Source organism: Rouxiella badensis (assembly GCF_026967515.2).
Classification (GTDB): Bacteria; Pseudomonadota; Gammaproteobacteria; order Enterobacterales; family Enterobacteriaceae; genus Rouxiella; species Rouxiella badensis.
In genome coordinates this window covers 4,377,697-4,401,131 of record NZ_CP114062.1, presented here as the reverse complement: position 1 = coordinate 4,401,131, position 23,435 = coordinate 4,377,697, and the positions used below count along the sequence as shown (strand labels likewise).

Below are 23,435 nucleotides of genomic sequence, written 5' to 3'. Positions count from 1 at the left end.
GATCCGGTTACTCGTCAGCAATACTTGCCGGTGGCCAGTTTTCCAGGCGCATGCCCAGAGACAAACCACGGGAAGCAAGTACGTCTTTAATCTCAGTAAGAGATTTTTTACCTAAGTTAGGCGTCTTAAGAAGCTCAACTTCGGTACGCTGTACCAGATCACCGATGTAGTGGATTGCTTCTGCTTTGAGGCAGTTAGCAGAGCGGACAGTCAATTCCAGATCGTCAACAGGGCGCAGCAGGATTGGATCGAACTCCGGCTTCTCTTCTTTGACTTCTGGTTGACGTACATCACGTAAATCAACAAAAGCTTCAAGTTGTTCAGCAAGAATGGTTGCCGCACGACGGATCGCCTCTTCAGGATCGATCGTACCGTTGGTTTCCATTTCGATAACCAGCTTGTCCAAATCAGTACGCTGTTCTACACGCGCTGCTTCAACATTGTAGGCAATACGCTCTACAGGGCTGTAGCATGCATCTACTAACAGACGACCAATTGGGCGCTCATCTTCTTCCGAATGAATTCGGGCAGACGCCGGCACATAACCACGGCCGCGCTGAACTTTGATACGCATGCTGATAGCAGCGTTTTCATCAGTCAGGTGGCAGATAACGTGTTGCGGCTTGACGATTTCGACATCACCATCATGGGTAATGTCGGCTGCAGTCACAGGGCCAATGCCAGACTTATTCAGGGTAAGAATAACTTCATCTTTCCCTTGAACTCTCACCGCCAGCCCTTTCAGGTTGAGCAGGATTTCCAGGATATCTTCCTGTACGCCTTCTTTGGTGCTGTACTCATGCAGTACACCATCAATCTCAACCTCGGTCACCGCGCAACCCGGCATGGATGAAAGCAGAATACGGCGCAGTGCGTTGCCTAAAGTATGGCCAAAGCCACGCTCTAATGGCTCAAGGGTCACCTTGGCGTGCGTCGAACTGACTTGCTCGATATCTACCAGGCGCGGTTTTAGAAACTCTGTCACAGAACCCTGCATTGTGTCCTCTCTTTGGTACTAAGCTTTACTTGGAGTAAAGCTCGACGATCAGGTGTTCGTTAATGTCAGCTGACAGATCGGTACGTTCAGGATTACGTTTGAACTGACCTTCCATCTTAGCAGCATCAACTTCAAGCCAAGTCGGCTTTTCACGCTGTTCAGCCAACTCCAAAGCGGCCTTCACGCGAGATTGCTTTTTAGCTTTCTCACGGATGCTGACAACGTCATTCGGAGATACCTGATAAGAAGCGATGTTGACAACGCGACCGTTTACCATAACAGCTTTATGGCTAACCAGCTGACGTGACTCTGCACGCGTAGCGCCGAAGCCCATACGGTAAACAACGTTATCCAGACGACCTTCCAGAAGTTGCAACAGGTTTTCACCGGTGTTGCCCTTCAGGCGGGCTGCTTCTTGGTAGTAGTTACGGAACTGACGCTCCAGAACACCGTAGGTACGGCGAACTTTTTGCTTTTCACGTAACTGCACGCCATAGTCAGACAGACGCGGTTTACGCGCACCGTGCTGACCAGGAGCTTGATCAATCTTACACTTGGTATCGATCGCGCGAACACCAGATTTAAGGAATAAATCTGTGCCCTCACGACGGCTAAGCTTGAGCTTAGGACCCAAATATCTTGCCATTTTCTCTCTCCAACAATCCTAAAAGCAGCGTTATACGCGACGCTTTTTCGGCGGACGACAACCGTTATGAGGGATAGGAGTCACATCAGTAATATTAGTGATGCGGAAACCAGCCGCGTTTAACGCGCGGATAGTAGACTCACGACCAGGACCAGGTCCTTTAACCATAACTTCCAGATTCTTGATACCGTACTCTTTCACTGCATCTGCACAGCGCTCTGCTGCAACCTGAGCTGCGAACGGAGTTGATTTACGGGAACCACGGAAACCGGAACCACCAGCTGTTGCCCAACCCAAAGCATTACCCTGACGATCGGTAATAGTCACAATGGTGTTGTTGAAAGACGCATGGATATGAGCCACGCCGTCAGAGACTTGTTTTCTTACACGCTTGCGTGTACGAACAGGTGCCTTTGCCATTTATTCAATCACCCCGATTATTTCTTGATCGGTTTACGCGGACCCTTACGGGTACGTGCGTTAGTCTTGGTACGCTGACCGCGTACTGGAAGACCACGACGATGGCGTAAACCACGATAAGTTCCAAGGTCCATAAGACGCTTGATGCTCAGGGTGACTTCACGACGCAGATCACCTTCAACAACGAACTTGGCGACTTCGTCACGCAGCAATTCGATTTGCTCTTCAGACAGCTCTCTGATCTTAACATTTTCGGCAATACCAGACGCAGCACAGATAGCCTGTGAACGGGTTTTACCGATGCCGTAGATCGAGGTTAACGCGATTACGGTATGTTTCTGATCAGGAATGTTAATGCCTGCTATACGGGCCACTATGCACTCCTACTATTTATATACGGCAACACCATTCTGAAAAGCCCGTTTTCAGGATACTCAAATAGTGATGCAGCTTACATACAAAAGATTGGCTGGCTAATCTAGCCAGCTCAACCCAACTTTGCAAGAAAAATATGCGAGATAATCAGCCTTGACGCTGTTTATGCTTCGGCTCGGCGCTGCAGATTACGCGAACGACACCGTTACGCTTAACAACTTTGCAGTTACGACATAATTTCTTGACGGAAGCACGAACTTTCATTTTTACTCTCCGTTACTTCGCAAACTCACCAGATTAGCGATTATAGCCTTTCAGGTTTGCTTTCTTCAGCGCAGACTCATACTGACTTGACATCATCAGAGTTTGCACTTGAGCCATAAAGTCCATGATGACGACCACTACGATGAGCAGTGATGTACCGCCAAAGTAGAATGGAACTTTCATTGCATCACGCATGAACTCCGGGATAAGGCAGATGAAAGTAATATACAACGCACCAACCAAGGTCAGGCGGGTCATTACTTTATCAATATACTTCGCCGTTTGCTCTCCCGGACGAATTCCTGGTACAAATGCACCGGACTTCTTCAGGTTATCTGCTGTCTCACGCGGGTTGAAAACCAACGCAGTATAAAAGAAACAGAAGAAGATGATTGCAGTAGCATAGAGTAACACATAAAGCGGTTGCCCAGGCTGCAAATACAGCGAAATTGTTGTCAGCCAGTTCCAACCGGTTCCGCCACCGAACCATGATGCTATCGTGGCCGGGAACAGAATGATGCTGGAAGCAAAGATAGCAGGTATTACGCCCGCCATGTTTACTTTCAACGGTAAGTGTGTGCTCTGTGCTGCATAAACACGACGACCTTGTTGACGTTTGGCATAGTTAACGACGATACGACGTTGACCACGTTCCATAAACACAACAAAGAACGTCACTGCAAACACTAAGACTGCAACCAACAGCAACAGGAGGAAGTGCAGGTCGCCTTGTCTAGCTTGTTCGATAGTATGACCAACGGCTGGCGGGAGACCCGCTACGATACCAGCAAAGATTATAATCGAAATACCGTTACCGATACCACGCTCAGTAATCTGCTCACCTAGCCACATCAGGAACATTGTCCCGGTAACCAGGCTCACGACTGCAGTAAAGTAGAATGAAAGGCCTGGGTTTAATACCAGACCTTGCATACCAGGCATATTCGGTAAACCGGTAGCAATACCGATCGACTGGAATACGGCCAAAACCAGCGTACCGTAGCGGGTGTACTGGCTAATCTTACGACGGCCAGCCTCCCCTTCTTTCTTAATTTCTGCCAGCGCTGGATGAACCACCGTTAACAGCTGGATAATAATCGATGCCGAAATATACGGCATGATCCCCAGAGCAAAGATCGAAGCACGGCTGAGAGCACCACCAGAGAACATGTTAAACATTTCAATGATGGTGCCTCTTTGCTGCTCGAGCAATTTAGCAAGTACAGCGGCATCAATACCAGGGATCGGAATAAAAGAGCCGATACGGAAAACGATTAGCGCACCGATAACAAACAAAAGTCTGCGCTTCAGCTCGCCAAGTCCACCTTTAGCACTTTGAAAATCTAATCCCGGTTGCTTTGCCATCTGCTACTTATTCCTCTATTTTACCGCCAGCAGCTTCGATAGCAGCACGAGCGCCTTTGGTGACACGCAGACCACGTACGGTAACCGGACGAGCGACTTCGCCTGAAAGGATTACTTTCACGAATTCGATCTGGATACCAACTACGTTAGCGGCTTTCAGCGTGTTCAGGTCGATAACGTCGCCTTCGATCAGAGCCAGTTCAGACAGACGAACTTCTGCCGTGATCATAGCTTTGCGAGAGGTGAAGCCGAATTTCGGCAAACGACGATATAAAGGCATCTGACCACCTTCAAACCCGCGACGTACGCCACCGCCAGAACGTGAGTTCTGACCTTTGTGACCACGGCCGCCGGTTTTACCCAGGCCAGAACCAATACCACGACCTACACGCCTAGGCGCTTGCTTGGCACCATCAGCCGGAGACAGAGTATTTAAACGCATCTCTTACTCCTCAACCTTAACCATGTAGGAAACAAGATTGATCATACCGCGTACAGCAGGAGTATCCTCGCGCTCTACGGTGTGACCAATACGACGCAGACCTAAACCAGTCAGAGTTTGCTTGTGTTTCGGCAAACGACCGATGCTGCTTTTTGTTTGAGTTACTTTAATAGTCTTTGCCATGGTTATTTCCCTAGAATTTCTTCGACGGACTTACCACGCTTGGCAGCGACCATTTCTGGGGACTTCATATCTTCCAGAGCTGCGATAGTTGCACGAACCACGTTAATCGGGTTAGTAGAACCATAAGCTTTGGCTAATACGTTGTGTACCCCTGCGACTTCCAGGACGGCGCGCATTGCACCACCGGCGATAATACCGGTACCTTCGGAAGCCGGCTGCATGAACACGCGAGAACCCGTGTGAGCACCTTTAACAGGGTGCTGCAGGGTGCCGCTGTTCAGCGCGACATTCAACATGTTGCGACGGGCTTTCTCCATCGCTTTCTGGATCGCTGCCGGAACTTCGCGTGCTTTGCCGTAGCCAAAACCAACGCGACCGTTACCATCACCAACTACTGTCAGTGCGGTAAAGCTGAAAATACGGCCACCTTTTACGGTTTTGGATACGCGGTTTACCGCGATCAGCTTTTCCTGCAGTTCGCCAGCTTGTTTTTCGATGTGTGACATCTTACACCTCTACCTTAGAACTGAAGGCCAGCTTCACGGGCAGCATCTGCCAGTGCCTGGACTCGACCATGATATTGGAAACCAGAACGGTCAAAGGAAACTTTCGAAATCCCTTTTTCCAATGCGCGTTCAGCAATAGCTTTACCTACAGCAGTCGCAGCATCTTTGTTACCGGTATACTTCAATTGCTCAGTAATAGCTTTTTCTACTGTAGAAGCAGATGCAATTACTTCAGAACCGTTAGGTGCAATCACCTGTGCGTAAATATGACGCGGGGTACGATGTACCACCAGACGTGTCGCACCCAGTTCTTTGAGCTTGCGGCGTGCGCGGGTCGCACGACGGATACGAGCAGATTTCTTATCCATAGTGTTACCTTACTTCTTCTTAGCCTCTTTGGTACGCACGACTTCGTCGGCGTAACGGACACCTTTGCCTTTATAAGGCTCAGGACGACGGTAGGCACGTAAGTCTGCAGCAACCTGACCAATCACCTGCTTATCAGCGCCTTTCAGCACGATTTCAGTTTGAGTTGGACATTCTGCAGTAATGCCTGCCGGCAGCTGGTGCTCGACCGGGTGAGAGAAGCCCAGGGCCAAACTCACCGCGTTGCCTTTAATGGCAGCACGATAACCAACACCAACCAGTTGAAGCTTTTTAGTGAAGCCGTCGGTAACACCTACAACCATTGCGTTCAACAGTGCACGAGTGGTACCCGCTTGGGCCCATGCGTTTGCAAAACCGTCGCGCGGAGCGAAGGTCAGTGCGTTTTCTTCCTGTTTAACTTCAACGGCGTCATGGATAGTACGTGACAGCTCGCCGTTTTTACCCTTAATCGTAATAACCTGACCGTTGAGTTTTACCTCTACGCCGGCAGGAATGACGACGGGTGCTTTTGCAACACGAGACATGCTTTCCTCCCGATTAAGCTACGTAGCAGATAATCTCGCCACCAAGACCAGCCTGGCGAGCTGCACGATCAGTCATAACACCTTTAGAGGTAGAAATAACAGCGATACCCAAACCGGCCATTACCTTTGGCAGCTCATCTTTTTTCTTGTAGATGCGCAGACCAGGACGGCTGATACGTTGAATGCTCTCTACCACAGCCTTGCCCTGGAAGTACTTCAGTACTAATTCCAGTTCAGGTTTGGCGTCGCCTTCGATTTTAAATTCTTCAATATAGCCTTCTTCTTTAAGCACGTTGGCAATTGCCACTTTCAGCTTAGAGGAAGGCATGGTGACCGCAACTTTGTTCGCGGCCTGACCGTTACGGATACGGGTCAGCATATCCGCGATCGGATCTTGCATGCTCATCTGTCATTACTCCCGTGATTCAATTGGTGACAATTACCAGCTAGCCTTTTTAAGACCCGGAATTTCACCGCGCATAGCGGCTTCACGGACCTTAATACGGCTCAACCCGAACTTCCGCAAGAAAGCGTGCGGACGACCAGTTTGACGGCAGCGGTTACGCTGACGAGACGGGCTGGAATCACGCGGCAGAGTCTGCAGCTTCAGAACGGCATCCCAACGATCTTCGTCGGAAGCGTTCACGTTAGAGATAGTCGCTTTCAGTTCAGCGCGTTTAGCGAAGAACTTGTCAGCCAGTTTCACGCGTTTGACTTCGCGTGCTTTCATGGATTGCTTAGCCATTAGTAACCCTACCTTACTTGCGGAACGGGAAGTTAAAGGCAGCCAGCAGAGCGCGGCCTTCATCATCGGATTTCGCAGTAGTGGTGATGGTAATATCCAAACCACGAACGCGATCGACTTTGTCATAGTCGATTTCCGGGAAGATGATCTGTTCACGCACGCCCATGCTGTAGTTACCACGGCCATCGAATGACTTAGCGGACAAGCCACGGAAGTCACGGATACGCGGTACAGCAATAGAGATCAGACGCTCAAAGAATTCCCACATGCGTTCGCCACGCAGGGTTACTTTACAGCCGATCGGATAGCCCTGACGGATTTTGAAGCCTGCAACTGATTTGCGTGCTTTGGTGATGAACGGCTTTTGACCGGAGATAGCTGCCAAGTCAGCTGCTGCGTTATCCAGCAGTTTCTTGTCAGCGATCGCTTCACCAACACCCATGTTCAGGGTGATCTTCTCGACCCGAGGGACTTGCATGACAGAATTGTAATTAAACTCAGACATGAGTTTCTTTACGACATCGTCTTTGTAGTAATCATGCAGTTTCGCCATCGTACTACTCCAAATTACTTGATAGTTACGCTGTTAGACTTGAAGAAACGGACTTTTTTACCGTCTTCGAATCTAAAGCCTACACGGTCAGCCTTACCGGTTGCCGCGTTGAAGATTGCAACGTTAGAAACCTGAATAGCAGCTTCTTTTTCAACGATGCCACCTGGTTGGTTCAGGGCCGGTACAGGCTTCTGATGTTTCTTAACCAGGTTGATACCTTCAACAATGACCTTTCCAGAAGACAGGACATTTTTTACTTTACCACGCTTACCTTTATCTTTACCGGTAAGCAGGATAACTTCGTCATCACGACGGATTTTCGCTGCCATGGTTCGCTCCTTAGAGTACTTCTGGTGCCAGAGAGATAATTTTCATGAACTTCTCATTACGCAGTTCACGAGTTACCGGCCCAAAAATACGCGTGCCGATTGGCTGCTCGCTGTTATTATTTAAAATAACGCATGCATTGCCATCGAAGCGAATGACAGAACCGTCCGGGCGACGAACACCCTTCTTGGTGCGCACCACTACCGCCTTCAGCACGTCGCCTTTCTTCACCTTACCGCGAGGAATTGCTTCCTTGATGGTAATTTTGATGATATCGCCAACGCCTGCGTAGCGACGGTGCGAGCCACCCAGAACCTTGATACACATTACGCGACGTGCACCGGAGTTGTCGGCCACGGTCAGCATAGTCTGTTCTTGGATCATGTTAGTGCTCCGCTAATGTCAACTACAACTTTAAGACCTAGGAATATAGGCCATTAAGAAATCCCCACAAATGAGGGCGCGGCATTATAACACCGGTTGCTCATTATGGGTAGAAAAAATAAACGGCCCAGGTCTCCATGAGCCGCTTATTCATTTTCGAGTTTGCGATTCTATTACAGAATTGCTTTCTCTACAACGCGAACCAGTGTCCAAGACTTAGTCTTAGACAGCGGACGGCATTCGCTAATTTCAACGACGTCGCCGATACCGCATTCGTTGTTCTCGTCATGTACGTGCAGCTTAGTCGTACGCTTGATGAATTTACCGTAGATTGGGTGTTTCACGAAACGCTCAATCGCAACAACGATAGATTTTTCCATCTTGTCACTGATCACACGACCTTGCAGAGTACGGATCTTGTCACTCATTACGCGCCCGCCTTCTCAGTCAGTAAAGTCTTCACACGTGCTACGTCACGACGCACTTGCTTCAACGTGTGTGTTTGCTGCAGCTGGCCGCTGGCCGTTTGCATGCGCAGGTTGAACTGCTCACGCAACAGGTTCAGAAGCTCAGTGTTCAGCTCTTCCACGCTCTTTTCACGCAGCTCTTTTGCTTTCATTACATCACCGTCTTAGTTACAAAGGTGGTTTTAATAGGCAGTTTCGCTGCTGCAAGCTGGAATGCTTCACGCGCCAGCTCTTCAGGCACACCGTCCATTTCGTACAGGACTTTACCAGGCTGGATCAGGGCAACCCAATACTCCACGTTACCCTTACCTTTACCCATACGAACTTCAAGTGGCTTCTCGGTGATTGGTTTGTCCGGGAATACACGGATCCAAATCTTACCTTGACGCTTAACTGCACGGGTCATCGCACGACGTGCTGCTTCAATTTGACGAGCAGTCAGGCGACCACGGCCAACAGCTTTCAGACCGTAAGTGCCGAAGCTCACATCCGTACCTTGCGCAAGACCACGGTTGCGGCCCTTGTGCACCTTACGGAATTTTGTACGCTTTGGTTGTAACATCAGCGACTCTCCTTACTTGCGGCCTTTACGCTGCTGCTTTTTAGGTTGAGCAGCCGGTTCCGGTTGTTCAACTGCAGCCATACCACCCAGGATCTCACCTTTGAAGATCCATACCTTAACGCCGATTACACCATAAGTGGTGTGCGCTTCAGATGTGTTGTAATCGATATCCGCACGCAGAGTATGCAGTGGAACACGACCTTCACGGTACCATTCGGTACGCGCGATTTCAGCACCGCCAAGACGGCCGCTTACTTCAACTTTGATACCTTTAGCGCCAAGACGCATTGCGTTCTGTACAGCACGCTTCATTGCACGACGGAACATAACGCGACGTTCCAGCTGTGAAGTGATGCTGTCAGCAACCAATTTAGCGTCGAGTTCCGGTTTACGGATTTCGGCGATGTTAATCTGTGCAGGAACGCCAGCGATATCCGCTACGACCTTACGCAGTTTTTCGACATCTTCACCTTTCTTGCCGATAACGATGCCAGGACGAGCGGTGTGAATAGTCACACGGATGCTCTTCGCTGGACGCTCGATAACGATGCGAGAAACGGAAGCTTTCGACAGTTCTTTAGTCAAGAACTGACGAACTTTAAAGTCGCTGTCCAGGTTGTCAGCGAATTCTTTGGTATTCGCGTACCAGGTAGAATTCCAAGGTTTGACAATACCTAGGCGAATACCATTAGGATGTACTTTCTGACCCATTGCTAGTCTCCAGAGTCTCAGCGATCGGACACAACCACAGTAATGTGGCTGGTGCGCTTCAGAATGCGATCTGCACGACCTTTAGCACGCGGCATAATGCGCTTCATGCTTGGGCCTTCGTCTACGAAAATTTTCGTGACTTTCAGATCATCGATGTCAGCGCCATCGTTGTGTTCTGCGTTAGCAATGGCAGACTCCAGTACCTTCTTAACCAGACCAGCAGCTTTCTTGTTGGTGTAGGCCAGAGTTTCCAGAGCTTGCGACACTTTCTTACCGCGGATCAGGTCTGCAACAAGGCGAACCTTCTGAGCAGAAGAACGAGCGTGGCGATGTTTAGCGATAGTTTCCATCTCTTCCTCCTACCTTAGCGCTTTTTAGCTTTTTTATCAGCCGCATGGCCGCGATAAGTACGAGTCGGCGCGAATTCACCCAGCTTGTGACCGACCATTTCATCGGAAACAAACACTGGTACGTGCTGACGACCATTATGGACAGCGATGGTCAAACCGATCATGTTAGGAAAGATCGTTGAACGACGGGACCAAGTGCGCAAAGGCTTCTTGTCACCGCTTTCCACCGCTTTCTCTACCTTCTTCAGCAAGTGCAGGTCAATAAAAGGACCTTTCTTGAGAGAACGTGGCATGGCTTATCCTCTAATTATTTTTTGCTACGGCGACGTACGATGAACTTGTCAGTACGCTTGTTGCTACGGGTCTTCTTACCTTTGGTCTGAACGCCCCATGGTGTTACTGGGTGTTTACCAAAGTTACGACCTTCACCACCACCGTGTGGGTGATCGACTGGGTTCATCGCAGTACCGCGAACGGTAGGACGAATACCACGCCAACGTGCAGCACCTGCTTTACCCAGAACGCGAAGCATATGTTCAGAGTTACCAACTTCACCCATGGTGGCGCGGCAGTCGATCTGAACTTTACGCATTTCGCCAGAGCGCAGACGCAGAGTTACGTAGGAACCATCACGAGCAACGATCTGAACGTAGGCACCAGCAGAACGAGCCAGCTGGCCGCCTTTACCTGGTTTCATTTCTACGTTGTGAACCGTTGAACCTACTGGGATGTTGCGCATCGGAAGGGTGTTACCCACTTTGATTGCAGCATCAACGCCAGATTGGATCTGGTCACCCACTTTCAGGCCTTTCGGCGCCAGGATGTAACGGCGTTCGCCGTCTTTGTACAGAACCAGCGCGATGTTCGCGGAACGGTTCGGATCGTACTCCAGACGCTCAACCACTGCAGCGACACCGTCTTTGTTGCGTTTGAAGTCAACCAGACGATAGTGTTGCTTGTGGCCACCACCGATATGACGGGTGGTGATACGGCCATTGTTGTTACGGCCACCGCTTTTGCTCAATTTCTCAAGCAGCGGAGCAAAAGGTTTACCCTTGTGCAGCTCAGGGTTAACCACTTTAACAACGTGGCGACGACCCGGAGATGTAGGTTTACATTTAACAATTGCCATTGTTCTTACTCCTCCGACTTACTCTGCGCCGCTGATGAAGTCCAGATTCTGGCCTTCTTTCAGGGTCACGTAAGCTTTTTTCCAGTCGCTACGACGACCAACACGCTGACCGTGACGTTTAGACTTGCCTTTAACCAGCAAGGTGTTAACGTCTTCGACTTCGACTTCAAACAGTTTCTTAACCGCAGCTTTGATTTCTGCTTTGGTCGCGTCGAGGGCAACTTTGAGTACGATGGTGTTGTTCTTTTCCATCGCAGCGGATGCTTTTTCAGAAACGTGCGGCGCGCGCAGCACTTTCAGCAGACGTTCTTCACGAATCATGCCAGCATCTCCTCAACTTGCTTAACTGCGTCAGCAGTCATAACCACTTTGTCGAAGGCGATCAGGCTTACTGGATCGATACCTGCTACATCGCGAACGTCAACCTTGTACAGGTTACGTGCGGCCAGGAACAGATTCTCGTCGACTTCGCCGGTTACAATCAGCACGTCTTCCAGAGCCATGTCTTTCAGTTTCTGTGCCAGCAGCTTAGTTTTAGGCGCTTCTACAGAGAACTTCTCGACAACGATCAAACGATCTTGACGTACCAGTTCGGACAGGATGCTTTTCAGCGCGCCGCGGTACATCTTTTTGTTTACTTTTTGACTGTGGTCCTGTGGCTTCGCAGCGAAGGTCACACCACCTGAACGCCAGATCGGGCTCTTAACAGAACCTGAACGCGCACGGCCGGTACCTTTCTGGCGCCATGGTTTCTTTCCAGAACCAGTTACTTCAGCACGGGTCTTCTGAGCGCGAGTACCTTGACGGGCACCTGCTGCATACGCAACAACAACCTGGTGTACCAGCGCTTCATTGAAATCACGCCCGAAGGTAGTTTCGGAAACAGTCAGCGCGCTCTGCGCGTCTTTCACTACTAATTCCATTCCTATCTCCTCGACGTTAAGCCTTAACAGCAGGTTTAACGATCAGGTTGCCACCGGTAGCACCCGGAACAGCACCCTTGACCAGCAGCAGGTTGCGCTCAGCGTCAACACGTACTACGTCCAGGCTTTGAACGGTTACACGCTCGTTACCCAGTTGGCCTGCCATTTTCTTGCCTTTGAACACTTTGCCCGGAGTCTGGTTCTGACCGATAGAACCCGGAACGCGGTGTGACAAGGAGTTACCGTGAGTAGCATCTTGAGTACGGAAGTTCCAGCGTTTAACAGTACCCGCGAAACCTTTACCTTTAGATGTACCAGTAACGTCTACTTTCTTAACGTCTGCGAAAATTTCAACGCTAATGTCTTGACCTGCTGTGAACTCTTCACCTTCTGCAAGGCGGAATTCCCACAGACCACGGCCAGCTTCTACGCCAGCTTTAGCGAAGTGACCCGCTTCTGGTTTGGTTACACGGTTAGCTTTTTTGCTACCAGTAGTAACTTGGACAGCGCGGTAACCGTCGTTTTCCAGATCTTTGATCTGAGTAACGCGGTTTGCTTCAATTTCGATAACGGTTACAGGGATAGAAACACCATCTTCTGTGAAGATGCGAGTCATACCCACTTTCTTACCGACTAAACCAATCATTGTTTCAACCTCTCAATCGCTCAATGACCCTGATTAACCCAGGCTGATCTGCACGTCTACACCAGCAGCCAGATCCAGACGCATCAGAGCATCAACGGTTTTCTCGGTTGGCTCAACGATGTCAACCAGACGCTTGTGAGTGCGAATCTCATACTGATCGCGCGCATCTTTATTGACGTGCGGAGAAATCAGAATGGTAAAGCGCTCTTTGCGGGTCGGCAGCGGGATTGGACCACGAACTTGCGCACCAGTGCGCTTCGCGGTCTCAACGATTTCCGCAGTTGATTGATCGATCAAACGATGATCAAACGCTTTCAGGCGGATACGGATTCTTTGGTTCTGCATGAGACCAGAGCTCCAATTATTTTAAACGTAAAATGATTACTCCTCGGTCCCATTTCGATTGATGGGAGAGTGTAATCGTTCTTCACATAACCCCCATATCGGGAGTATTGTTTGCCAGACGGTTATTTTGTCTGACAACTAATTCATATCGAATTAGGCTTACCAAGATTAGGTAAGCCCGCGCATTATACGTAACTCACCAAACATAGCAACCCCTCCTGACAATAAAGTGCGTTTATTTCGTACACCCTGCCCTTCTCGCGAGAGTGACACAGGTTGATAAACGGCATCTATGACCGCAGCTACGGGAGTTTTACAAATGGCGGCGTGAAGTAGCTGAATTGGGTTAGAGTATTTTCCCTTGGGGGCGATATCTGCGCTGACAGTGAGAATAGCGATGCTGGCACTGGGATTTTTCGGCTTGAGGAGGTGCTGTTGAGAAAGGCTAAGGGGAGTTTTATATCAGCCAGCGAGTATGCAGCCTGGCTGATCCCTTATGCATGGTCTGCGTAACGATTAAGTAAAGAGAGACTAGTGGGACGCTTTTGCTGATTCTTCTTTAATCTGGGTCTGAATGTAATTTTGAATACCCACGCGTCCTATCAGGTCAACCTCGGTTTCTATCCAGTCTATGTGGTGCTCTTCATCGGCCAAAATAGTAATCATCAGGTCGCGGCTTACATAGTCATGAATGGAATCGGCATAGGCAATGGCCTCACGTAAATCTTTGGCACCGTCGAGTTCAAGCACCAGATCAGACTTGAGCATCTCCTCAACGTCTTCACCGATATTAAGCTTGCCGAGATCTTGCAGATTGGGAATGCCCTCAAGGAACAGGATACGCTCGATGTAGATATCGGCGTGTTTCATTTCATCGATGGATTCATGGTATTCAATGCCGTTAAGTCGCATTAAACCCCAGTTCTTGAACATTCTGGCGTGAAGAAAATACTGATTGATGGCAACAAGCTCGTTTCCAAGCAACTTGTTGAGGTGCGAAATCATTTTGGTATCGCCTTTCATAGGAATCCCCTCCGCTATAGGTTCTAAGAGTGTAGAACCACTTAGCAAAGAGTGAAAGAAATACCCCTACTAATTATCAGGCGACCTCGATGATGTAAGTGGCGTTATCTTGCTCCTCTACCAAGATCTCCCTGGCTTGTCTGATGCATTTACCACAGTCAGTCCCAATCGGGCAAAGTTGGCGAAGCTCTTTCATCGTTTGTGGCTGATGCTGTTGAACGACTTTGCGGATCACTTTATCAGTGACTGCGTTACACAAACACACGTACATACGGGAACTCAATATTCAATCAATTCACATAACTGTAAATGAGAATCGTTTTTATTTCAATTCTGTTTGTAGAAATTTACATTGTCACTTCTGCTGAAAACGGGCAAAAAAAAGGGTGCCTAAGCACCCTCTTTTATATTCCTAAATTTATCAGCGATTAAGCGATAACTTTAGCAACAACACCAGCGCCTACAGTACGGCCGCCTTCACGGATTGCGAAACGCAGACCGTCGTCCATCGCGATTGGGTGGATCAGGGTAACAACCATGTTCACGTTGTCACCAGGCATTACCATCTCAACGCCTTCTGGCAGTTCGATGGTACCGGTCACGTCAGTTGTACGGAAGTAGAACTGTGGACGGTAGCCTTTGAAGAACGGAGTATGACGACCGCCTTCATCTTTGCTCAGGATATAAACTTCTGAGTCAAATTTGGTGTGTGGTTTGATTGAACCTGGTTTAGCCAGAACCTGACCACGTTCGATGTCTTCACGCTTGATACCACGCAGCAGAACACCAACGTTCTCGCCTGCACGACCTTCGTCCAGCAGTTTACGGAACATTTCAACGCCAGTACAAGTAGACTTAACAGTGTCCTTGATACCCACGATTTCAACTTCTTCACCAACTTTAACGATACCGCGCTCAACACGACCGGTAACAACGGTACCACGACCGGAGATGGAGAATACGTCTTCGATTGGCAGCAGGAACGGCTTGTCGATAGCGCGCTCTGGTTCTGGGATGTAAGAATCCAGGAAACCAGCCAGTTCGATGATTTTAGCTTCCCACTCTGGCTCGCCTTCCAGTGCTTTCAGCGCTGAACCACGAACAACTGGCAGGTCATCACCAGGGAAGTCATAAGCAGACAGAAGTTCACGAACTTCCATTTCTACCAGTTCCAGCAGCTCTTCATCATCAACCATGTCACATTTGTTCATGAATACGATGATGAAAGGAACGCCAACCTGACGACCCAGCAGGATGTGCTCACGAGTCTGTGGCATAGGGCCATCAGTCGCAGCAACAACCAGGATAGCGCCGTCCATCTGAGCAGCACCGGTGATCATGTTTTTAACGTAGTCGGCGTGCCCTGGGCAGTCAACGTGCGCGTAGTGACGTGATGGGGTGTCATACTCAACGTGGGAAGTGTTGATGGTGATACCACGTGCTTTTTCTTCTGGTGCGTTATCGATCTGGTCGAATGCACGAGCAGAACCGCCGTAGGTTTTAGCCAGAACGGTGGTGATAGCAGCAGTCAGGGTAGTTTTACCGTGGTCAACGTGGCCGATAGTACCAACGTTGACGTGCGGTTTGGAACGTTCAAATTTTTCTTTAGACACGGATATATTCCTTACTATTGTGCTCTCCCCTCAAGGAGAGAGCACGGGATCATTGTGTTAAAAACCTAGGCTTATTTACCACGGGCTTCGATTACGGCCTGTGCAACGTTGCTTGGCGCGTCATCATACTTCAGGAATTCCATGGAGTAAGATGCACGACCTTTGGTCAGTGAACGCAGCTGAGTTGCATAACCGAACATCTCGGAAAGCGGAACTTCAGCGTGAATCACAACGCCAGTCGCGTTAGATTCTTGGCCTTTCAGCATACCACGACGACGGCTAAGGTCACCGATAACGTCACCAGTGTTCTCTTCTGGAGTTTCTACTTCAACCTTCATGATTGGTTCAAGAAGCACAGGTTTTGCTTTCTTAAAGCCATCTTTAAAGGCGATAGATGCTGCCAGTTTAAACGCCAGTTCAGAGGAGTCAACGTCATGGTAAGAACCGAAGTGCAGACGCACGCCCATGTCCACTACCGGGTAACCAGCCAGCGGGCCAGATTTCAGCTGCTCCTGGATGCCTTTGTCAATCGCACCGATGAATTCACCAGGAATTACACCGCCTTTGATTTCGTTGACAAACTCGTAGCCTTTAGGGTTAACACCCGGCTCGAGTGGGTACATGTCGATAACAACATGACCGTACTGACCACGACCACCAGACTGCTTGGCGTGTTTACCTTCGATGTCGGTAACTTTGGCGCGAATCGCTTCACGGTAGGCTACCTGCGGCTTACCAACGTTAGCTTCAACGTTGAATTCGCGACGCATACGGTCAACCAGGATGTCCAGGTGAAGCTCACCCATACCTGCGATGATTGTCTGACCAGATTCTTCATCAGTCCAAACGCGGAATGATGGGTCTTCTTTAGCCAGACGGCCCAGAGCCAGACCCATTTTTTCTTGGTCAGCTTTGGTTTTTGGTTCTACAGCTACGGAGATTACCGGCTCTGGGAATTCCATACGCTCAAGAATGATCACGTTGTCCGGATCACACAGGGTATCACCAGTAGTCACGTCTTTCAGACCGATCGCTGCAGCGATATCGCCTGCACGAACTTCTTTAATTTCTTCACGCTTGTTAGCGTGCATCTGAACGATACGACCCAGACGTTCACGCTGAGATTTCACTGGGTTAAATACAGTGTCACCTGAGTTGACGAGACCGGAGTAAACACGGAAGAACGTCAAGTTACCCACGAATGGGTCAGTAGCGATTTTGAACGCCAGAGCAGAGAACGGCTCTTTGTCGTCAGAATGGCGAACTGCTGGAGTGTCTTTACCGTCGTCCAACATACCGTTGATAGCTTCAACGTCGGTTGGTGCTGGCAGATACTCAACAACAGCATCCAGCATTGCCTGTACGCCTTTGTTTTTAAACGCAGAACCACAGGTAACCAGGATTACTTCGTTGTTCAGAACGCGCTTACGCAGAGAAGCTTTGATCTCTTCTTCGGTCAGCTCTTCGCCACCAAAGAATTTCTCCATCAGCTCGTCAGAACCTTCAGCAGCGGCTTCAACCAGTTTCTGGCGCCATTCTTCAGCCAGTTCTTGCATATCAGCTGGGATCTCTTCGTATTCGAAGGTCACGCCCTGATCTTCTTCGTTCCAGTTGATTGCTTTCATCTTGACAAGGTCAACAACGCCGGTGAATTTCTCTTCTGCGCCGATAGCCAGCTGCAGAGGAACCGGAGTTGCATTCAGACGCTGTTCGATCTGACCAACAACTTTCAGGAAGTTAGCACCCATACGGTCCATTTTGTTAACGAACGCGATACGAGGAACTTTATATTTGTTAGCTTGACGCCATACGGTTTCAGACTGTGGCTGAACGCCGCCAACAGCACAGTAAACCATTACTGCGCCATCAAGAACACGCATAGAACGTTCAACTTCGATGGTGAAGTCAACGTGTCCTGGGGTGTCGATGATGTTGATGTGGTGTGGTTCGAACTGCTTAGCCATACCAGACCAGTAACAGGTAGTCGCAGCAGACGTGATGGTAATACCACGTTCCTGCTCCTGCTCCATCCAGTCCATGGTTGCTGCGCCGTCGTGTACTTCACCGATCTTGTGGTTTACACCGGTGTAGAACAGAACACGTTCGGTAGTCGTCGTTTTACCGGCGTCGATGTGAGCGCTGATACCAATGTTACGGTAACGCTCAATGGGTGTTTTACGAGCCATTTGATTCCTCTATTACTAGGGCGTTCAAGTTCAGTTAATCCAAACGGGCTAACTGTTGCCAGCGCCCGCTTGTTTAGCATATACCCGCAATCTTTCAAATCGCAGATGCGTAAGCCGTTTCGCTCACCCCGGTCCATTAACCATGTAAATTCCCGGGGGTCTTCCAACTGCCGTCTTTCTGCAAGTTGAAATCTTGGGGTATCTACAGCGGGTAATTACCAGCGGTAGTGGGCGAACGCCTTGTTGGCTTCGGCCATACGGTGAACGTCTTCACGTTTCTTAACAGCAGTACCTTTGTTGTCTGCTGCATCAGAAAGTTCGTTCGCCAGGCGCAGAGCCATGGATTTATCACCGCGTTTACGAGCAGCTTCAACGATCCAACGCATTGCCAGAGCATTACGACGAACCGGACGTACTTCAACTGGAACCTGATAAGTAGAACCACCAACGCGGCGGGACTTAACTTCGACGGTCGGACGGACGTTGTCCAGAGCGACTTCGAAAGCTTCCAGGCTGTCTTTACCGCTACGTTGAGCCAGGGTCTCAAGTGCGTTGTAGACGATTGCTTCTGCAGTAGATTTTTTACCATCTACCATCAGGATATTTACGAATTTAGCCAGCAGTTCGGACCCGAACTTAGGATCTGGCAGAATTTTACGTTGACCAATGACGCGACGACGTGGCATGGGAATACTCCGTTGTTAATTCAGGATTGTCCAAAACTCTATGAGTTTATTTTGACAGTAATGTGAAAATGTTTGGCCTTACTTAACGGAGAACCATTAAGACTTCGGCTTTTTAACGCCGTATTTAGAACGAGACTGCTTACGGTCTTTAACGCCTGAACAGTCCAGTGCGCCGCGAACGGTGTGGTAACGCACACCTGGCAAGTCTTTTACACGACCGCCACGGATGAGGATCACGGAGTGTTCCTGCAGGTTATGACCTTCACCGCCGATGTAGGAGGTAACTTCAAAACCGTTAGTCAAACGAACGCGACATACTTTACGCAGTGCGGAGTTTGGTTTTTTTGGAGTGGTGGTGTACACACGGGTACAAACGCCACGTTTCTGCGGGCAAGCTTCCAGCGCTGGAACGTTGCTTTTAGCAACCTTCGTAGAGCGTGGTTTGCGTACCAGCTGATTAATTGTTGCCATTAAAAAGCTCCTGGATTTTGTTTCGTAAACTACTTTGTAAACACGTGATAAATCGACCCACGATCGGCAGATGCCAATATGGGACGCAGAATTTTATTGCTGACCCGTGAAAGTGTCAAGAAATATACAACAATTCGCGAAATCACCATGCGACGTGTTGGCGATGCTTCTCGGTCAAATCAACGAATCCAGTATAGTCGATCGGCGTCACTTTGTGTGAAATTTGACCAGACAGGCCGCGGGCCTGCAGGTCTTCGCTGAGCACATACACCGGACAAGTCAGAACAGATATATGGGACTGTGCCAGGCTGTTTTCAAGCGCGGCCGTCACACCGTCCTGCATAAGCAGTAAGGCATCCGTGTCACTCACCAGGCGCATAAGTGCCGGTAAATCACATTGTTGAGGAGAACGGGCAAGGGTAAAAAGCATAGTCTTTTCCCGATCAAAAAGTCATGACAACGTCATAGGAAGCCAGCTTCTGGCGCAATACATCAGGTGAGAGCCGTTCTACATCCAGCACCCAATCGTCATATTCTGCCAGCCCACGCTCCTGTGCAGATGCGCCACAGATAAAGCATTGTTCAACGTCATAAAGCGGCAATACGCCATAAGTAGCAATATAATCACGCGCTAAAATTTTTTCCGGCTGCTGGCCCTTGAGCAGCTGCAGCACACCGTCGGCCACGAAAAAGACGCCAATGTCTTCACTGAGCGCCGAGGTCGCGAGCAGTGCGTCCAACCCTTCTCTGCCGGCAGACGTGCCGTGTGGTCCTTGTGAAAACACAAAGGCCACTCTTTTTACTTGGTTTTCTGCCTTCATGTTTCGGCCTGTTCCTGACGCTTAAAACTGTATCAGCCGATCGCAGACCAACGCGGCTTCCGCGAGACTGCCTAATCCGGTCAACGCGAAACCTGGCTGCAGATTGGGATATTTGTCTTCATGGTGGGTGGCCTCATCGGCGTCCATCACCCCGCGACGCAGCGCGGCGGCGACGCAGACATTAAGTTCAACCTCATGGGCGTGGGCCAACTGCTGCCATGCGCGCACCAGGTCAAATTCGTCGGAAGCCGGTGAGGTCAGCCGGTTGCCGTTAAGCACACCTTCACGATAGAAAAAAACGCTGTCGAGTTTGTGTCCACGGGCGAGAAGCGCCAGAGCAAACTGATAGGCTGCGCTGGCCTGCTGGGTGCCATACGGCGCCCCAGTGACCAAAATGCTGTATCGCAATGTCAACGCTAATTCCCCAACGGCTCGCCGCTTTTGAACTGGCGAATATACAGATAAACCGTATGTTTGGAGATATTCAGGCGGTCGGCAACCTGGTTGATTGCGTCTTTGATATCAAAAATGCCCTTCTCATACAGGTTGAGTACCACCTGACGATTCTTGGCATTGTTAGTGACGTTACGGTCCGCGTTGACTTCTTCGATGGTGAACTCGAGCGTTTGCGCGACGAGATCGTCCACGGAGGAGGCAAAGTTGACGGAAGGCGAGACGTCCTGCGTTTCCGGCGGCATAAAGGTTTGCATGATCTGCGAGAACGGCACGTCGAGGTTCATGTTGATACACAGTAAACCGATCACACGCTGATCGCGGTTGCGAATGGCGATAGTGACCGACTTCATCAGCACGCCACTTTTTGCACGGGTAAAATAGGCTTTAGAGACATTGCTGTCTGCGCCCGTCATATCGTGCAGCATGCGCAGCGCCAAATCGGTGATAGGCGAGCCTATCTTGCGACCGGTATGTTCCCCATTGGCGATTCGAATAGCCGAGCATTTCAGATCTTCCAGAGAATGCAGAACTATTTCACAGTGTTGCCCAATCAGCATGGCCAAACCGTCTACCACCGCCTCGTAGGAGGTCAGGATTTCATGGTCGGTTGCACTAAAAGGACGTTGGTCCAGCAAATCCAGTTCACCGGTTTCGCCATTTAAAAGCGAATTAGACATTGAAGCTACCACCCTCTACATCGTGAGCTCACTCATCATCTGGAATGAGGCTCTCCGTTCAATCAATCTCAGCAGGCCCTAATGTAACAAAGCTGCAGCGAAAAAGGTGCCTACGATTATTCAAGTTATTGACGTTAAGCTCGAGCGATAAAGTCGTCAAGCTATCATCATAGAGTAACCCCAGTAAAAATGGGGAGGAAGCGCTCACAAAGATGACGGTAAAAAAAAACCGCCGCATAAGCGACGGTTTTCTTGGGCAAAAATCAGAAAAAATTATTCTGATTTAGCAGCGTCAGCGTCAGCCGGTTTGGTCGCATCTTTCGCGTCAGCTTTTGGAGCCGGTTTGATATCCAGCAATTCTACTTCGAATACCAGAGTAGAGTTGGCAGGGATACCTGGGACGCCAGTTTTACCGTAGGCCAGGGCCGGTGGGATAACCAGCTTGATTTTTCCGCCTTTCTTAACGTGCTTCAGACCTTCGGTCCAGCCTGGGATAACGCCGTCAAGACGGAAGGACAGTGGCTCGCCGCGGGTGTAAGAGTTGTCGAACTCGGTGCCGTCAACCAGAGTACCTTTGTAGTTCACAACTACGGTGTCGCTGTCTTTTGGCGTAGCGCCGGTACCTGGTTTCTCAACCTGATACAGCAGGCCTGACTCAGTTTTCTTCACGCCTTTTTCTTTAGCGAAGTCAGCGCGGAATTTATCGCCTTTGTCTTCGTTGGCTTTAGCGTCTGCTTCCATTTTCTGCTGGGCAGAAGCTTTTACTTTAGCTTCGAAGCTTTGCAGGGTCTTTTCGATGTCTGCGTCAGACAGCTTGCTCTTGTTCGCGAACGCGTCCTGAACACCGGCGATCAGCTGGTCTTTATCCAGTTTGATGCCCAGTTTTTCTTGTTCTTTCAGGGAATTGTCCATGTAACGACCCAATGAAGCACCCAGAGCGTAAGCAGCCTGCTCATCGTCGTTTTTGAATTGTGGGTTGGTAGTAGCTGGTGCTGAAGCCGCTGGTGCAGCTGCAGTCGAATCAGTCGCTTTTGCAGCATCTGCTGCCATGGCCTGAGTTGCGCCCAGGGCAAGAGCCATCGTGGTAGCTAACAGCGTTACTTTAAACAGTGATTTCATCCATTTCTCCAAGACTTGAGGCTCTTACCTCAAGTAACAATACGAAAGTTCGCCGGTTAATATAACTGTCCGTGTCAATGCATGACAATCGCTATACTAATCGAACGCGCCTAAATGAGACCTTTTTTGCTTCAATAAGTTTCTGAAGTCACCACAAAACGGCTAACTCTGAGTTTTTTCTGATGATTGCGGGTAGAATATGGCGCAAACTCTGTCATTCTGACAGCCTATCCTTATCAGGCGGCACCTAAGCGGCATTACAGGCAAAAATTATGGACCAACATAACTTCGAACAGCGGCTTGAAGCGCTGGAAAGCAAACTGGCTTTTCAGGAAGTGACCATTGAGGAGCTGAATCAGATAGTGACCTCGCATCAGCTGGAAATGAGCCGACTGCATGACCACCTGCGCCTGTTGACTGACAGGCTGCGTGCTTCACAGCCTTCAATGATTGCCGATGCGTCGGAAGAAACCCCGCCGCCGCACTATTGAGAGCTAAATGAAGCAATAAAAAAGGCGACCCCGGGGTCGCCTTTTTTCATTAATCGGCCTTTATCGATTAGTGGCTGCAGCCGCAACCGCCGGTACCACAACCGCCCTGACCGTGGTCATGGCCGTGATCGTGGTCGTGGTCGTGACCGTGCTCACCGTGAACGTGGCCGTGAGCCAGTTCTTCTTCGGTTGCTTCACGGATAGCCACAACTTCAACGTTGAAGTTCAGGTTCTGACCGGCCAGCATGTGGTTACCGTCAACCACAACGTGGTCGCCGTCAACTTCGGTGATTTCTACTGGAACAGGACCCTGATCGGTATCAGCCAGGAAACGCATGCCCACTTCCAGCTCGTCTACGCCCATGAACACGTCTTTAGGAACGCGCTGAACCAGGTTCTCGTCGTAGTTACCATAAGCTTCGTTAGCGCCCACGTGCACGTCAAAACGATCGCCAACCGCATGGCCTTCCAGCGCGCTTTCCAGACCGGAAATCAGCGAGCCGTGACCGTGCAGGTAGTCCAGTGGTGCGCTAACCGGTGATTCGTCAACCAGCACACCGTCTTCTGTACGTACCTGATACGCAACGCTGACAACCAGGTCTTTTGATACTTTCATGATAACTCCTACCGTTGAAAAC

At 49.7% G+C, this 23,435-nt stretch carries 40 protein-coding genes; 1 reads left to right on the top strand and 39 read right to left on the bottom strand.

Annotation, left to right across the window (positions count from 1 at the left end):
• Positions 1 to 7: 7 nt before the first annotated feature.
• The 38 genes from O1V65_RS20330 to fkpA form a co-directional block, all read right to left on the bottom strand.
• Complete coding sequence (locus O1V65_RS20330; RefSeq protein WP_002919219.1) at positions 8 to 997, bottom strand: DNA-directed RNA polymerase subunit alpha; 990 nt, start codon at positions 995 to 997, stop codon at positions 8 to 10.
• Between the two features lie 25 nt (positions 998 to 1,022).
• Positions 1,023 to 1,643, bottom strand: coding sequence for a 30S ribosomal protein S4 (gene rpsD, locus O1V65_RS20325; RefSeq protein ID WP_017493622.1), 621 nt, complete (start codon positions 1,641 to 1,643; stop codon positions 1,023 to 1,025).
• Positions 1,644 to 1,673: 30 nt separating this feature from the next.
• Positions 1,674 to 2,063 carry a 30S ribosomal protein S11 gene (gene rpsK / locus O1V65_RS20320; protein ID WP_004929731.1) on the bottom strand — a complete coding sequence of 130 codons (390 nt, stop codon included), beginning with the start codon at positions 2,061 to 2,063 and terminating at the stop codon, positions 1,674 to 1,676.
• Between the two features lie 17 nt (positions 2,064 to 2,080).
• Complete coding sequence (gene rpsM / locus O1V65_RS20315; protein WP_017493621.1) at positions 2,081 to 2,437, bottom strand: 30S ribosomal protein S13; 357 nt, start codon at positions 2,435 to 2,437, stop codon at positions 2,081 to 2,083.
• 148 nt (positions 2,438 to 2,585) lie between these two features.
• Positions 2,586 to 2,702: a 50S ribosomal protein L36 gene (rpmJ, locus tag O1V65_RS20310; RefSeq protein WP_017493620.1), complete on the bottom strand. Its 117-nt coding sequence runs from the start codon at positions 2,700 to 2,702 to the stop codon at positions 2,586 to 2,588.
• A gap of 33 nt (positions 2,703 to 2,735) precedes the next feature.
• Entirely contained in the window at positions 2,736 to 4,067 is a 1,332-nt protein-coding gene (gene secY / locus O1V65_RS20305) for a preprotein translocase subunit SecY (protein ID WP_084913269.1), read from the bottom strand.
• A gap of 7 nt (positions 4,068 to 4,074) precedes the next feature.
• Positions 4,075 to 4,509 carry a 50S ribosomal protein L15 gene (gene rplO / locus O1V65_RS20300; protein ID WP_017493975.1) on the bottom strand — a complete coding sequence of 145 codons (435 nt, stop codon included), beginning with the start codon at positions 4,507 to 4,509 and terminating at the stop codon, positions 4,075 to 4,077.
• 3 nt (positions 4,510 to 4,512) lie between these two features.
• On the bottom strand, positions 4,513 to 4,692 hold the full coding sequence (gene rpmD, locus O1V65_RS20295) for a 50S ribosomal protein L30 (RefSeq protein ID WP_017493974.1): 180 nt from the start codon (positions 4,690 to 4,692) through the stop codon (positions 4,513 to 4,515).
• A 2-nt stretch (positions 4,693 to 4,694) separates the two neighbouring features.
• The gene (gene rpsE, locus O1V65_RS20290) at positions 4,695 to 5,198 is read right to left on the bottom strand and encodes a 30S ribosomal protein S5 (RefSeq protein WP_009639192.1); all 504 of its coding nucleotides are present in this window, start codon (positions 5,196 to 5,198) and stop codon (positions 4,695 to 4,697) included.
• Between the two features lie 14 nt (positions 5,199 to 5,212).
• On the bottom strand, positions 5,213 to 5,566 hold the full coding sequence (rplR, locus tag O1V65_RS20285) for a 50S ribosomal protein L18 (protein ID WP_017493973.1): 354 nt from the start codon (positions 5,564 to 5,566) through the stop codon (positions 5,213 to 5,215).
• 9 nt (positions 5,567 to 5,575) lie between these two features.
• A complete protein-coding gene (gene rplF / locus O1V65_RS20280) occupies positions 5,576 to 6,109 on the bottom strand; it encodes a 50S ribosomal protein L6 (RefSeq protein ID WP_017493972.1) in 534 nt (177 codons plus the stop codon).
• Between the two features lie 13 nt (positions 6,110 to 6,122).
• Positions 6,123 to 6,515, bottom strand: a complete 393-nt coding sequence (rpsH, locus tag O1V65_RS20275) for a 30S ribosomal protein S8 (RefSeq protein WP_017493971.1) — start codon at positions 6,513 to 6,515, stop codon at positions 6,123 to 6,125.
• A gap of 33 nt (positions 6,516 to 6,548) precedes the next feature.
• On the bottom strand, positions 6,549 to 6,854 hold the full coding sequence (gene rpsN / locus O1V65_RS20270; RefSeq protein WP_017493970.1) for a 30S ribosomal protein S14: 306 nt from the start codon (positions 6,852 to 6,854) through the stop codon (positions 6,549 to 6,551).
• 13 nt (positions 6,855 to 6,867) lie between these two features.
• Positions 6,868 to 7,407 carry a 50S ribosomal protein L5 gene (gene rplE, locus O1V65_RS20265; protein ID WP_017493969.1) on the bottom strand — a complete coding sequence of 180 codons (540 nt, stop codon included), beginning with the start codon at positions 7,405 to 7,407 and terminating at the stop codon, positions 6,868 to 6,870.
• 14 nt (positions 7,408 to 7,421) lie between these two features.
• Positions 7,422 to 7,736: a 50S ribosomal protein L24 gene (rplX, locus tag O1V65_RS20260; RefSeq protein ID WP_017493968.1), complete on the bottom strand. Its 315-nt coding sequence runs from the start codon at positions 7,734 to 7,736 to the stop codon at positions 7,422 to 7,424.
• Positions 7,737 to 7,746: 10 nt separating this feature from the next.
• Positions 7,747 to 8,118 carry a 50S ribosomal protein L14 gene (rplN, locus tag O1V65_RS20255; RefSeq protein WP_008457164.1) on the bottom strand — a complete coding sequence of 124 codons (372 nt, stop codon included), beginning with the start codon at positions 8,116 to 8,118 and terminating at the stop codon, positions 7,747 to 7,749.
• Between the two features lie 173 nt (positions 8,119 to 8,291).
• Positions 8,292 to 8,546 carry a 30S ribosomal protein S17 gene (rpsQ, locus tag O1V65_RS20250; RefSeq protein WP_009639185.1) on the bottom strand — a complete coding sequence of 85 codons (255 nt, stop codon included), beginning with the start codon at positions 8,544 to 8,546 and terminating at the stop codon, positions 8,292 to 8,294.
• Positions 8,546 to 8,737, bottom strand: coding sequence for a 50S ribosomal protein L29 (gene rpmC / locus O1V65_RS20245; protein WP_017493967.1), 192 nt, complete (start codon positions 8,735 to 8,737; stop codon positions 8,546 to 8,548). The genes rpsQ and rpmC overlap by 1 nt, the downstream gene beginning before the upstream one ends.
• Positions 8,737 to 9,147 carry a 50S ribosomal protein L16 gene (gene rplP, locus O1V65_RS20240; RefSeq protein ID WP_009639183.1) on the bottom strand — a complete coding sequence of 137 codons (411 nt, stop codon included), beginning with the start codon at positions 9,145 to 9,147 and terminating at the stop codon, positions 8,737 to 8,739. Before rplP ends, rpmC begins: the two co-directional genes overlap by 1 nt.
• A 12-nt stretch (positions 9,148 to 9,159) precedes the next feature.
• Complete coding sequence (gene rpsC, locus O1V65_RS20235; protein WP_017493966.1) at positions 9,160 to 9,858, bottom strand: 30S ribosomal protein S3; 699 nt, start codon at positions 9,856 to 9,858, stop codon at positions 9,160 to 9,162.
• Between the two features lie 17 nt (positions 9,859 to 9,875).
• Entirely contained in the window at positions 9,876 to 10,208 is a 333-nt protein-coding gene (gene rplV / locus O1V65_RS20230; protein ID WP_004391423.1) for a 50S ribosomal protein L22, read from the bottom strand.
• 14 nt (positions 10,209 to 10,222) lie between these two features.
• The gene (rpsS, locus tag O1V65_RS20225; RefSeq protein ID WP_004929772.1) at positions 10,223 to 10,501 is read right to left on the bottom strand and encodes a 30S ribosomal protein S19; all 279 of its coding nucleotides are present in this window, start codon (positions 10,499 to 10,501) and stop codon (positions 10,223 to 10,225) included.
• 14 nt (positions 10,502 to 10,515) lie between these two features.
• Positions 10,516 to 11,340, bottom strand: a complete 825-nt coding sequence (gene rplB, locus O1V65_RS20220; RefSeq protein ID WP_017493965.1) for a 50S ribosomal protein L2 — start codon at positions 11,338 to 11,340, stop codon at positions 10,516 to 10,518.
• Positions 11,341 to 11,358: 18 nt separating this feature from the next.
• Complete coding sequence (gene rplW, locus O1V65_RS20215) at positions 11,359 to 11,661, bottom strand: 50S ribosomal protein L23 (protein ID WP_009639178.1); 303 nt, start codon at positions 11,659 to 11,661, stop codon at positions 11,359 to 11,361.
• Positions 11,658 to 12,263, bottom strand: coding sequence for a 50S ribosomal protein L4 (rplD, locus tag O1V65_RS20210; protein WP_017493964.1), 606 nt, complete (start codon positions 12,261 to 12,263; stop codon positions 11,658 to 11,660). The genes rplW and rplD overlap by 4 nt, the downstream gene beginning before the upstream one ends.
• A 16-nt stretch (positions 12,264 to 12,279) precedes the next feature.
• Complete coding sequence (gene rplC / locus O1V65_RS20205) at positions 12,280 to 12,909, bottom strand: 50S ribosomal protein L3 (RefSeq protein WP_017493963.1); 630 nt, start codon at positions 12,907 to 12,909, stop codon at positions 12,280 to 12,282.
• A gap of 33 nt (positions 12,910 to 12,942) precedes the next feature.
• A complete protein-coding gene (gene rpsJ, locus O1V65_RS20200; protein ID WP_009639175.1) occupies positions 12,943 to 13,254 on the bottom strand; it encodes a 30S ribosomal protein S10 in 312 nt (103 codons plus the stop codon).
• A 531-nt stretch (positions 13,255 to 13,785) separates the two neighbouring features.
• Positions 13,786 to 14,277, bottom strand: a complete 492-nt coding sequence (gene bfr, locus O1V65_RS20195) for a bacterioferritin (protein ID WP_017493962.1) — start codon at positions 14,275 to 14,277, stop codon at positions 13,786 to 13,788.
• 76 nt (positions 14,278 to 14,353) lie between these two features.
• Positions 14,354 to 14,548, bottom strand: a complete 195-nt coding sequence (bfd, locus tag O1V65_RS20190) for a bacterioferritin-associated ferredoxin (RefSeq protein WP_017493961.1) — start codon at positions 14,546 to 14,548, stop codon at positions 14,354 to 14,356.
• 157 nt (positions 14,549 to 14,705) lie between these two features.
• A complete protein-coding gene (gene tuf / locus O1V65_RS20185) occupies positions 14,706 to 15,890 on the bottom strand; it encodes an elongation factor Tu (protein WP_192504208.1) in 1,185 nt (394 codons plus the stop codon).
• Positions 15,891 to 15,961: 71 nt separating this feature from the next.
• The gene (gene fusA, locus O1V65_RS20180) at positions 15,962 to 18,076 is read right to left on the bottom strand and encodes an elongation factor G (protein ID WP_017494309.1); all 2,115 of its coding nucleotides are present in this window, start codon (positions 18,074 to 18,076) and stop codon (positions 15,962 to 15,964) included.
• A gap of 215 nt (positions 18,077 to 18,291) precedes the next feature.
• Complete coding sequence (rpsG, locus tag O1V65_RS20175) at positions 18,292 to 18,762, bottom strand: 30S ribosomal protein S7 (protein ID WP_009638962.1); 471 nt, start codon at positions 18,760 to 18,762, stop codon at positions 18,292 to 18,294.
• 96 nt (positions 18,763 to 18,858) lie between these two features.
• Positions 18,859 to 19,233 carry a 30S ribosomal protein S12 gene (gene rpsL, locus O1V65_RS20170; RefSeq protein ID WP_013573668.1) on the bottom strand — a complete coding sequence of 125 codons (375 nt, stop codon included), beginning with the start codon at positions 19,231 to 19,233 and terminating at the stop codon, positions 18,859 to 18,861.
• A gap of 142 nt (positions 19,234 to 19,375) precedes the next feature.
• On the bottom strand, positions 19,376 to 19,663 hold the full coding sequence (gene tusB, locus O1V65_RS20165; RefSeq protein ID WP_017494308.1) for a sulfurtransferase complex subunit TusB: 288 nt from the start codon (positions 19,661 to 19,663) through the stop codon (positions 19,376 to 19,378).
• A gap of 13 nt (positions 19,664 to 19,676) precedes the next feature.
• Positions 19,677 to 20,054, bottom strand: coding sequence for a sulfurtransferase complex subunit TusC (gene tusC / locus O1V65_RS20160; protein WP_165429942.1), 378 nt, complete (start codon positions 20,052 to 20,054; stop codon positions 19,677 to 19,679).
• Positions 20,055 to 20,075: 21 nt separating this feature from the next.
• A complete protein-coding gene (gene tusD, locus O1V65_RS20155) occupies positions 20,076 to 20,468 on the bottom strand; it encodes a sulfurtransferase complex subunit TusD (RefSeq protein ID WP_017494306.1) in 393 nt (130 codons plus the stop codon).
• Between the two features lie 2 nt (positions 20,469 to 20,470).
• Positions 20,471 to 21,187, bottom strand: coding sequence for a helix-turn-helix transcriptional regulator (locus O1V65_RS20150; protein ID WP_017494305.1), 717 nt, complete (start codon positions 21,185 to 21,187; stop codon positions 20,471 to 20,473).
• Between the two features lie 273 nt (positions 21,188 to 21,460).
• A complete protein-coding gene (fkpA, locus tag O1V65_RS20145) occupies positions 21,461 to 22,306 on the bottom strand; it encodes an FKBP-type peptidyl-prolyl cis-trans isomerase (RefSeq protein WP_017493666.1) in 846 nt (281 codons plus the stop codon).
• A 272-nt stretch (positions 22,307 to 22,578) separates the two neighbouring features.
• Here fkpA and O1V65_RS20140 point away from each other — a divergent pair, with 272 nt between their 5' ends.
• Positions 22,579 to 22,797 carry a protein SlyX gene (locus O1V65_RS20140; protein WP_017493667.1) on the top strand — a complete coding sequence of 73 codons (219 nt, stop codon included), beginning with the start codon at positions 22,579 to 22,581 and terminating at the stop codon, positions 22,795 to 22,797.
• A gap of 67 nt (positions 22,798 to 22,864) precedes the next feature.
• Here the strand turns inward: O1V65_RS20140 and slyD are convergent, their stop codons facing one another.
• Entirely contained in the window at positions 22,865 to 23,413 is a 549-nt protein-coding gene (slyD, locus tag O1V65_RS20135) for a peptidylprolyl isomerase (RefSeq protein ID WP_017493668.1), read from the bottom strand.
• Positions 23,414 to 23,435 lie beyond the last annotated feature (22 nt).

Bases quoted from the DNA above. Each gene is read 5' to 3' on its own strand.
- O1V65_RS20330 (WP_002919219.1), bottom strand. From the start codon at position 997: ATGCAGGGTTCTGTGACAGAGTTTCTAAAACCGCGCCTGGTAGATATC.
- rpsD (WP_017493622.1), bottom strand. From the start codon at position 1,643: ATGGCAAGATATTTGGGTCCTAAGCTCAAGCTTAGCCGTCGTGAGGGC.
- rpsK (WP_004929731.1), bottom strand. From the start codon at position 2,063: ATGGCAAAGGCACCTGTTCGTACACGCAAGCGTGTAAGAAAACAAGTC.
- rpmJ (WP_017493620.1), bottom strand. From the start codon at position 2,702: ATGAAAGTTCGTGCTTCCGTCAAGAAATTATGTCGTAACTGCAAAGTT.
- secY (WP_084913269.1), bottom strand. From the start codon at position 4,067: ATGGCAAAGCAACCGGGATTAGATTTTCAAAGTGCTAAAGGTGGACTT.
- rplO (WP_017493975.1), bottom strand. From the start codon at position 4,509: ATGCGTTTAAATACTCTGTCTCCGGCTGATGGTGCCAAGCAAGCGCCT.
- rpmD (WP_017493974.1), bottom strand. From the start codon at position 4,692: ATGGCAAAGACTATTAAAGTAACTCAAACAAAAAGCAGCATCGGTCGT.
- rpsE (WP_009639192.1), bottom strand. From the start codon at position 5,198: ATGTCACACATCGAAAAACAAGCTGGCGAACTGCAGGAAAAGCTGATC.
- rplR (WP_017493973.1), bottom strand. From the start codon at position 5,566: ATGGATAAGAAATCTGCTCGTATCCGTCGTGCGACCCGCGCACGCCGC.
- rplF (WP_017493972.1), bottom strand. From the start codon at position 6,109: ATGTCTCGTGTTGCAAAAGCACCCGTCGTCATTCCTGCCGGCGTAGAG.
- rpsH (WP_017493971.1), bottom strand. From the start codon at position 6,515: ATGAGCATGCAAGATCCGATCGCGGATATGCTGACCCGTATCCGTAAC.
- rpsN (WP_017493970.1), bottom strand. From the start codon at position 6,854: ATGGCTAAGCAATCCATGAAAGCACGCGAAGTCAAACGCGTGAAACTG.
- rplE (WP_017493969.1), bottom strand. From the start codon at position 7,407: ATGGCGAAACTGCATGATTACTACAAAGACGATGTCGTAAAGAAACTC.
- rplX (WP_017493968.1), bottom strand. From the start codon at position 7,736: ATGGCAGCGAAAATCCGTCGTGATGACGAAGTTATCCTGCTTACCGGT.
- rplN (WP_008457164.1), bottom strand. From the start codon at position 8,118: ATGATCCAAGAACAGACTATGCTGACCGTGGCCGACAACTCCGGTGCA.
- rpsQ (WP_009639185.1), bottom strand. From the start codon at position 8,546: ATGAGTGACAAGATCCGTACTCTGCAAGGTCGTGTGATCAGTGACAAG.
- rpmC (WP_017493967.1), bottom strand. From the start codon at position 8,737: ATGAAAGCAAAAGAGCTGCGTGAAAAGAGCGTGGAAGAGCTGAACACT.
- rplP (WP_009639183.1), bottom strand. From the start codon at position 9,147: ATGTTACAACCAAAGCGTACAAAATTCCGTAAGGTGCACAAGGGCCGC.
- rpsC (WP_017493966.1), bottom strand. From the start codon at position 9,858: ATGGGTCAGAAAGTACATCCTAATGGTATTCGCCTAGGTATTGTCAAA.
- rplV (WP_004391423.1), bottom strand. From the start codon at position 10,208: ATGGAAACTATCGCTAAACATCGCCACGCTCGTTCTTCTGCTCAGAAG.
- rpsS (WP_004929772.1), bottom strand. From the start codon at position 10,501: ATGCCACGTTCTCTCAAGAAAGGTCCTTTTATTGACCTGCACTTGCTG.
- rplB (WP_017493965.1), bottom strand. From the start codon at position 11,340: ATGGCAATTGTTAAATGTAAACCTACATCTCCGGGTCGTCGCCACGTT.
- rplW (WP_009639178.1), bottom strand. From the start codon at position 11,661: ATGATTCGTGAAGAACGTCTGCTGAAAGTGCTGCGCGCGCCGCACGTT.
- rplD (WP_017493964.1), bottom strand. From the start codon at position 12,263: ATGGAATTAGTAGTGAAAGACGCGCAGAGCGCGCTGACTGTTTCCGAA.
- rplC (WP_017493963.1), bottom strand. From the start codon at position 12,909: ATGATTGGTTTAGTCGGTAAGAAAGTGGGTATGACTCGCATCTTCACA.
- rpsJ (WP_009639175.1), bottom strand. From the start codon at position 13,254: ATGCAGAACCAAAGAATCCGTATCCGCCTGAAAGCGTTTGATCATCGT.
- bfr (WP_017493962.1), bottom strand. From the start codon at position 14,277: ATGAAAGGCGATACCAAAATGATTTCGCACCTCAACAAGTTGCTTGGA.
- bfd (WP_017493961.1), bottom strand. From the start codon at position 14,548: ATGTACGTGTGTTTGTGTAACGCAGTCACTGATAAAGTGATCCGCAAA.
- fusA (WP_017494309.1), bottom strand. From the start codon at position 18,076: ATGGCTCGTAAAACACCCATTGAGCGTTACCGTAACATTGGTATCAGC.
- rpsG (WP_009638962.1), bottom strand. From the start codon at position 18,762: ATGCCACGTCGTCGCGTCATTGGTCAACGTAAAATTCTGCCAGATCCT.
- rpsL (WP_013573668.1), bottom strand. From the start codon at position 19,233: ATGGCAACAATTAATCAGCTGGTACGCAAACCACGCTCTACGAAGGTT.
- tusB (WP_017494308.1), bottom strand. From the start codon at position 19,663: ATGCTTTTTACCCTTGCCCGTTCTCCTCAACAATGTGATTTACCGGCA.
- tusC (WP_165429942.1), bottom strand. From the start codon at position 20,054: ATGAAGGCAGAAAACCAAGTAAAAAGAGTGGCCTTTGTGTTTTCACAA.
- O1V65_RS20150 (WP_017494305.1), bottom strand. From the start codon at position 21,187: ATGTCTAATTCGCTTTTAAATGGCGAAACCGGTGAACTGGATTTGCTG.
- fkpA (WP_017493666.1), bottom strand. From the start codon at position 22,306: ATGAAATCACTGTTTAAAGTAACGCTGTTAGCTACCACGATGGCTCTT.
- O1V65_RS20140 (WP_017493667.1), top strand. From the start codon at position 22,579: ATGGACCAACATAACTTCGAACAGCGGCTTGAAGCGCTGGAAAGCAAA.
- slyD (WP_017493668.1), bottom strand. From the start codon at position 23,413: ATGAAAGTATCAAAAGACCTGGTTGTCAGCGTTGCGTATCAGGTACGT.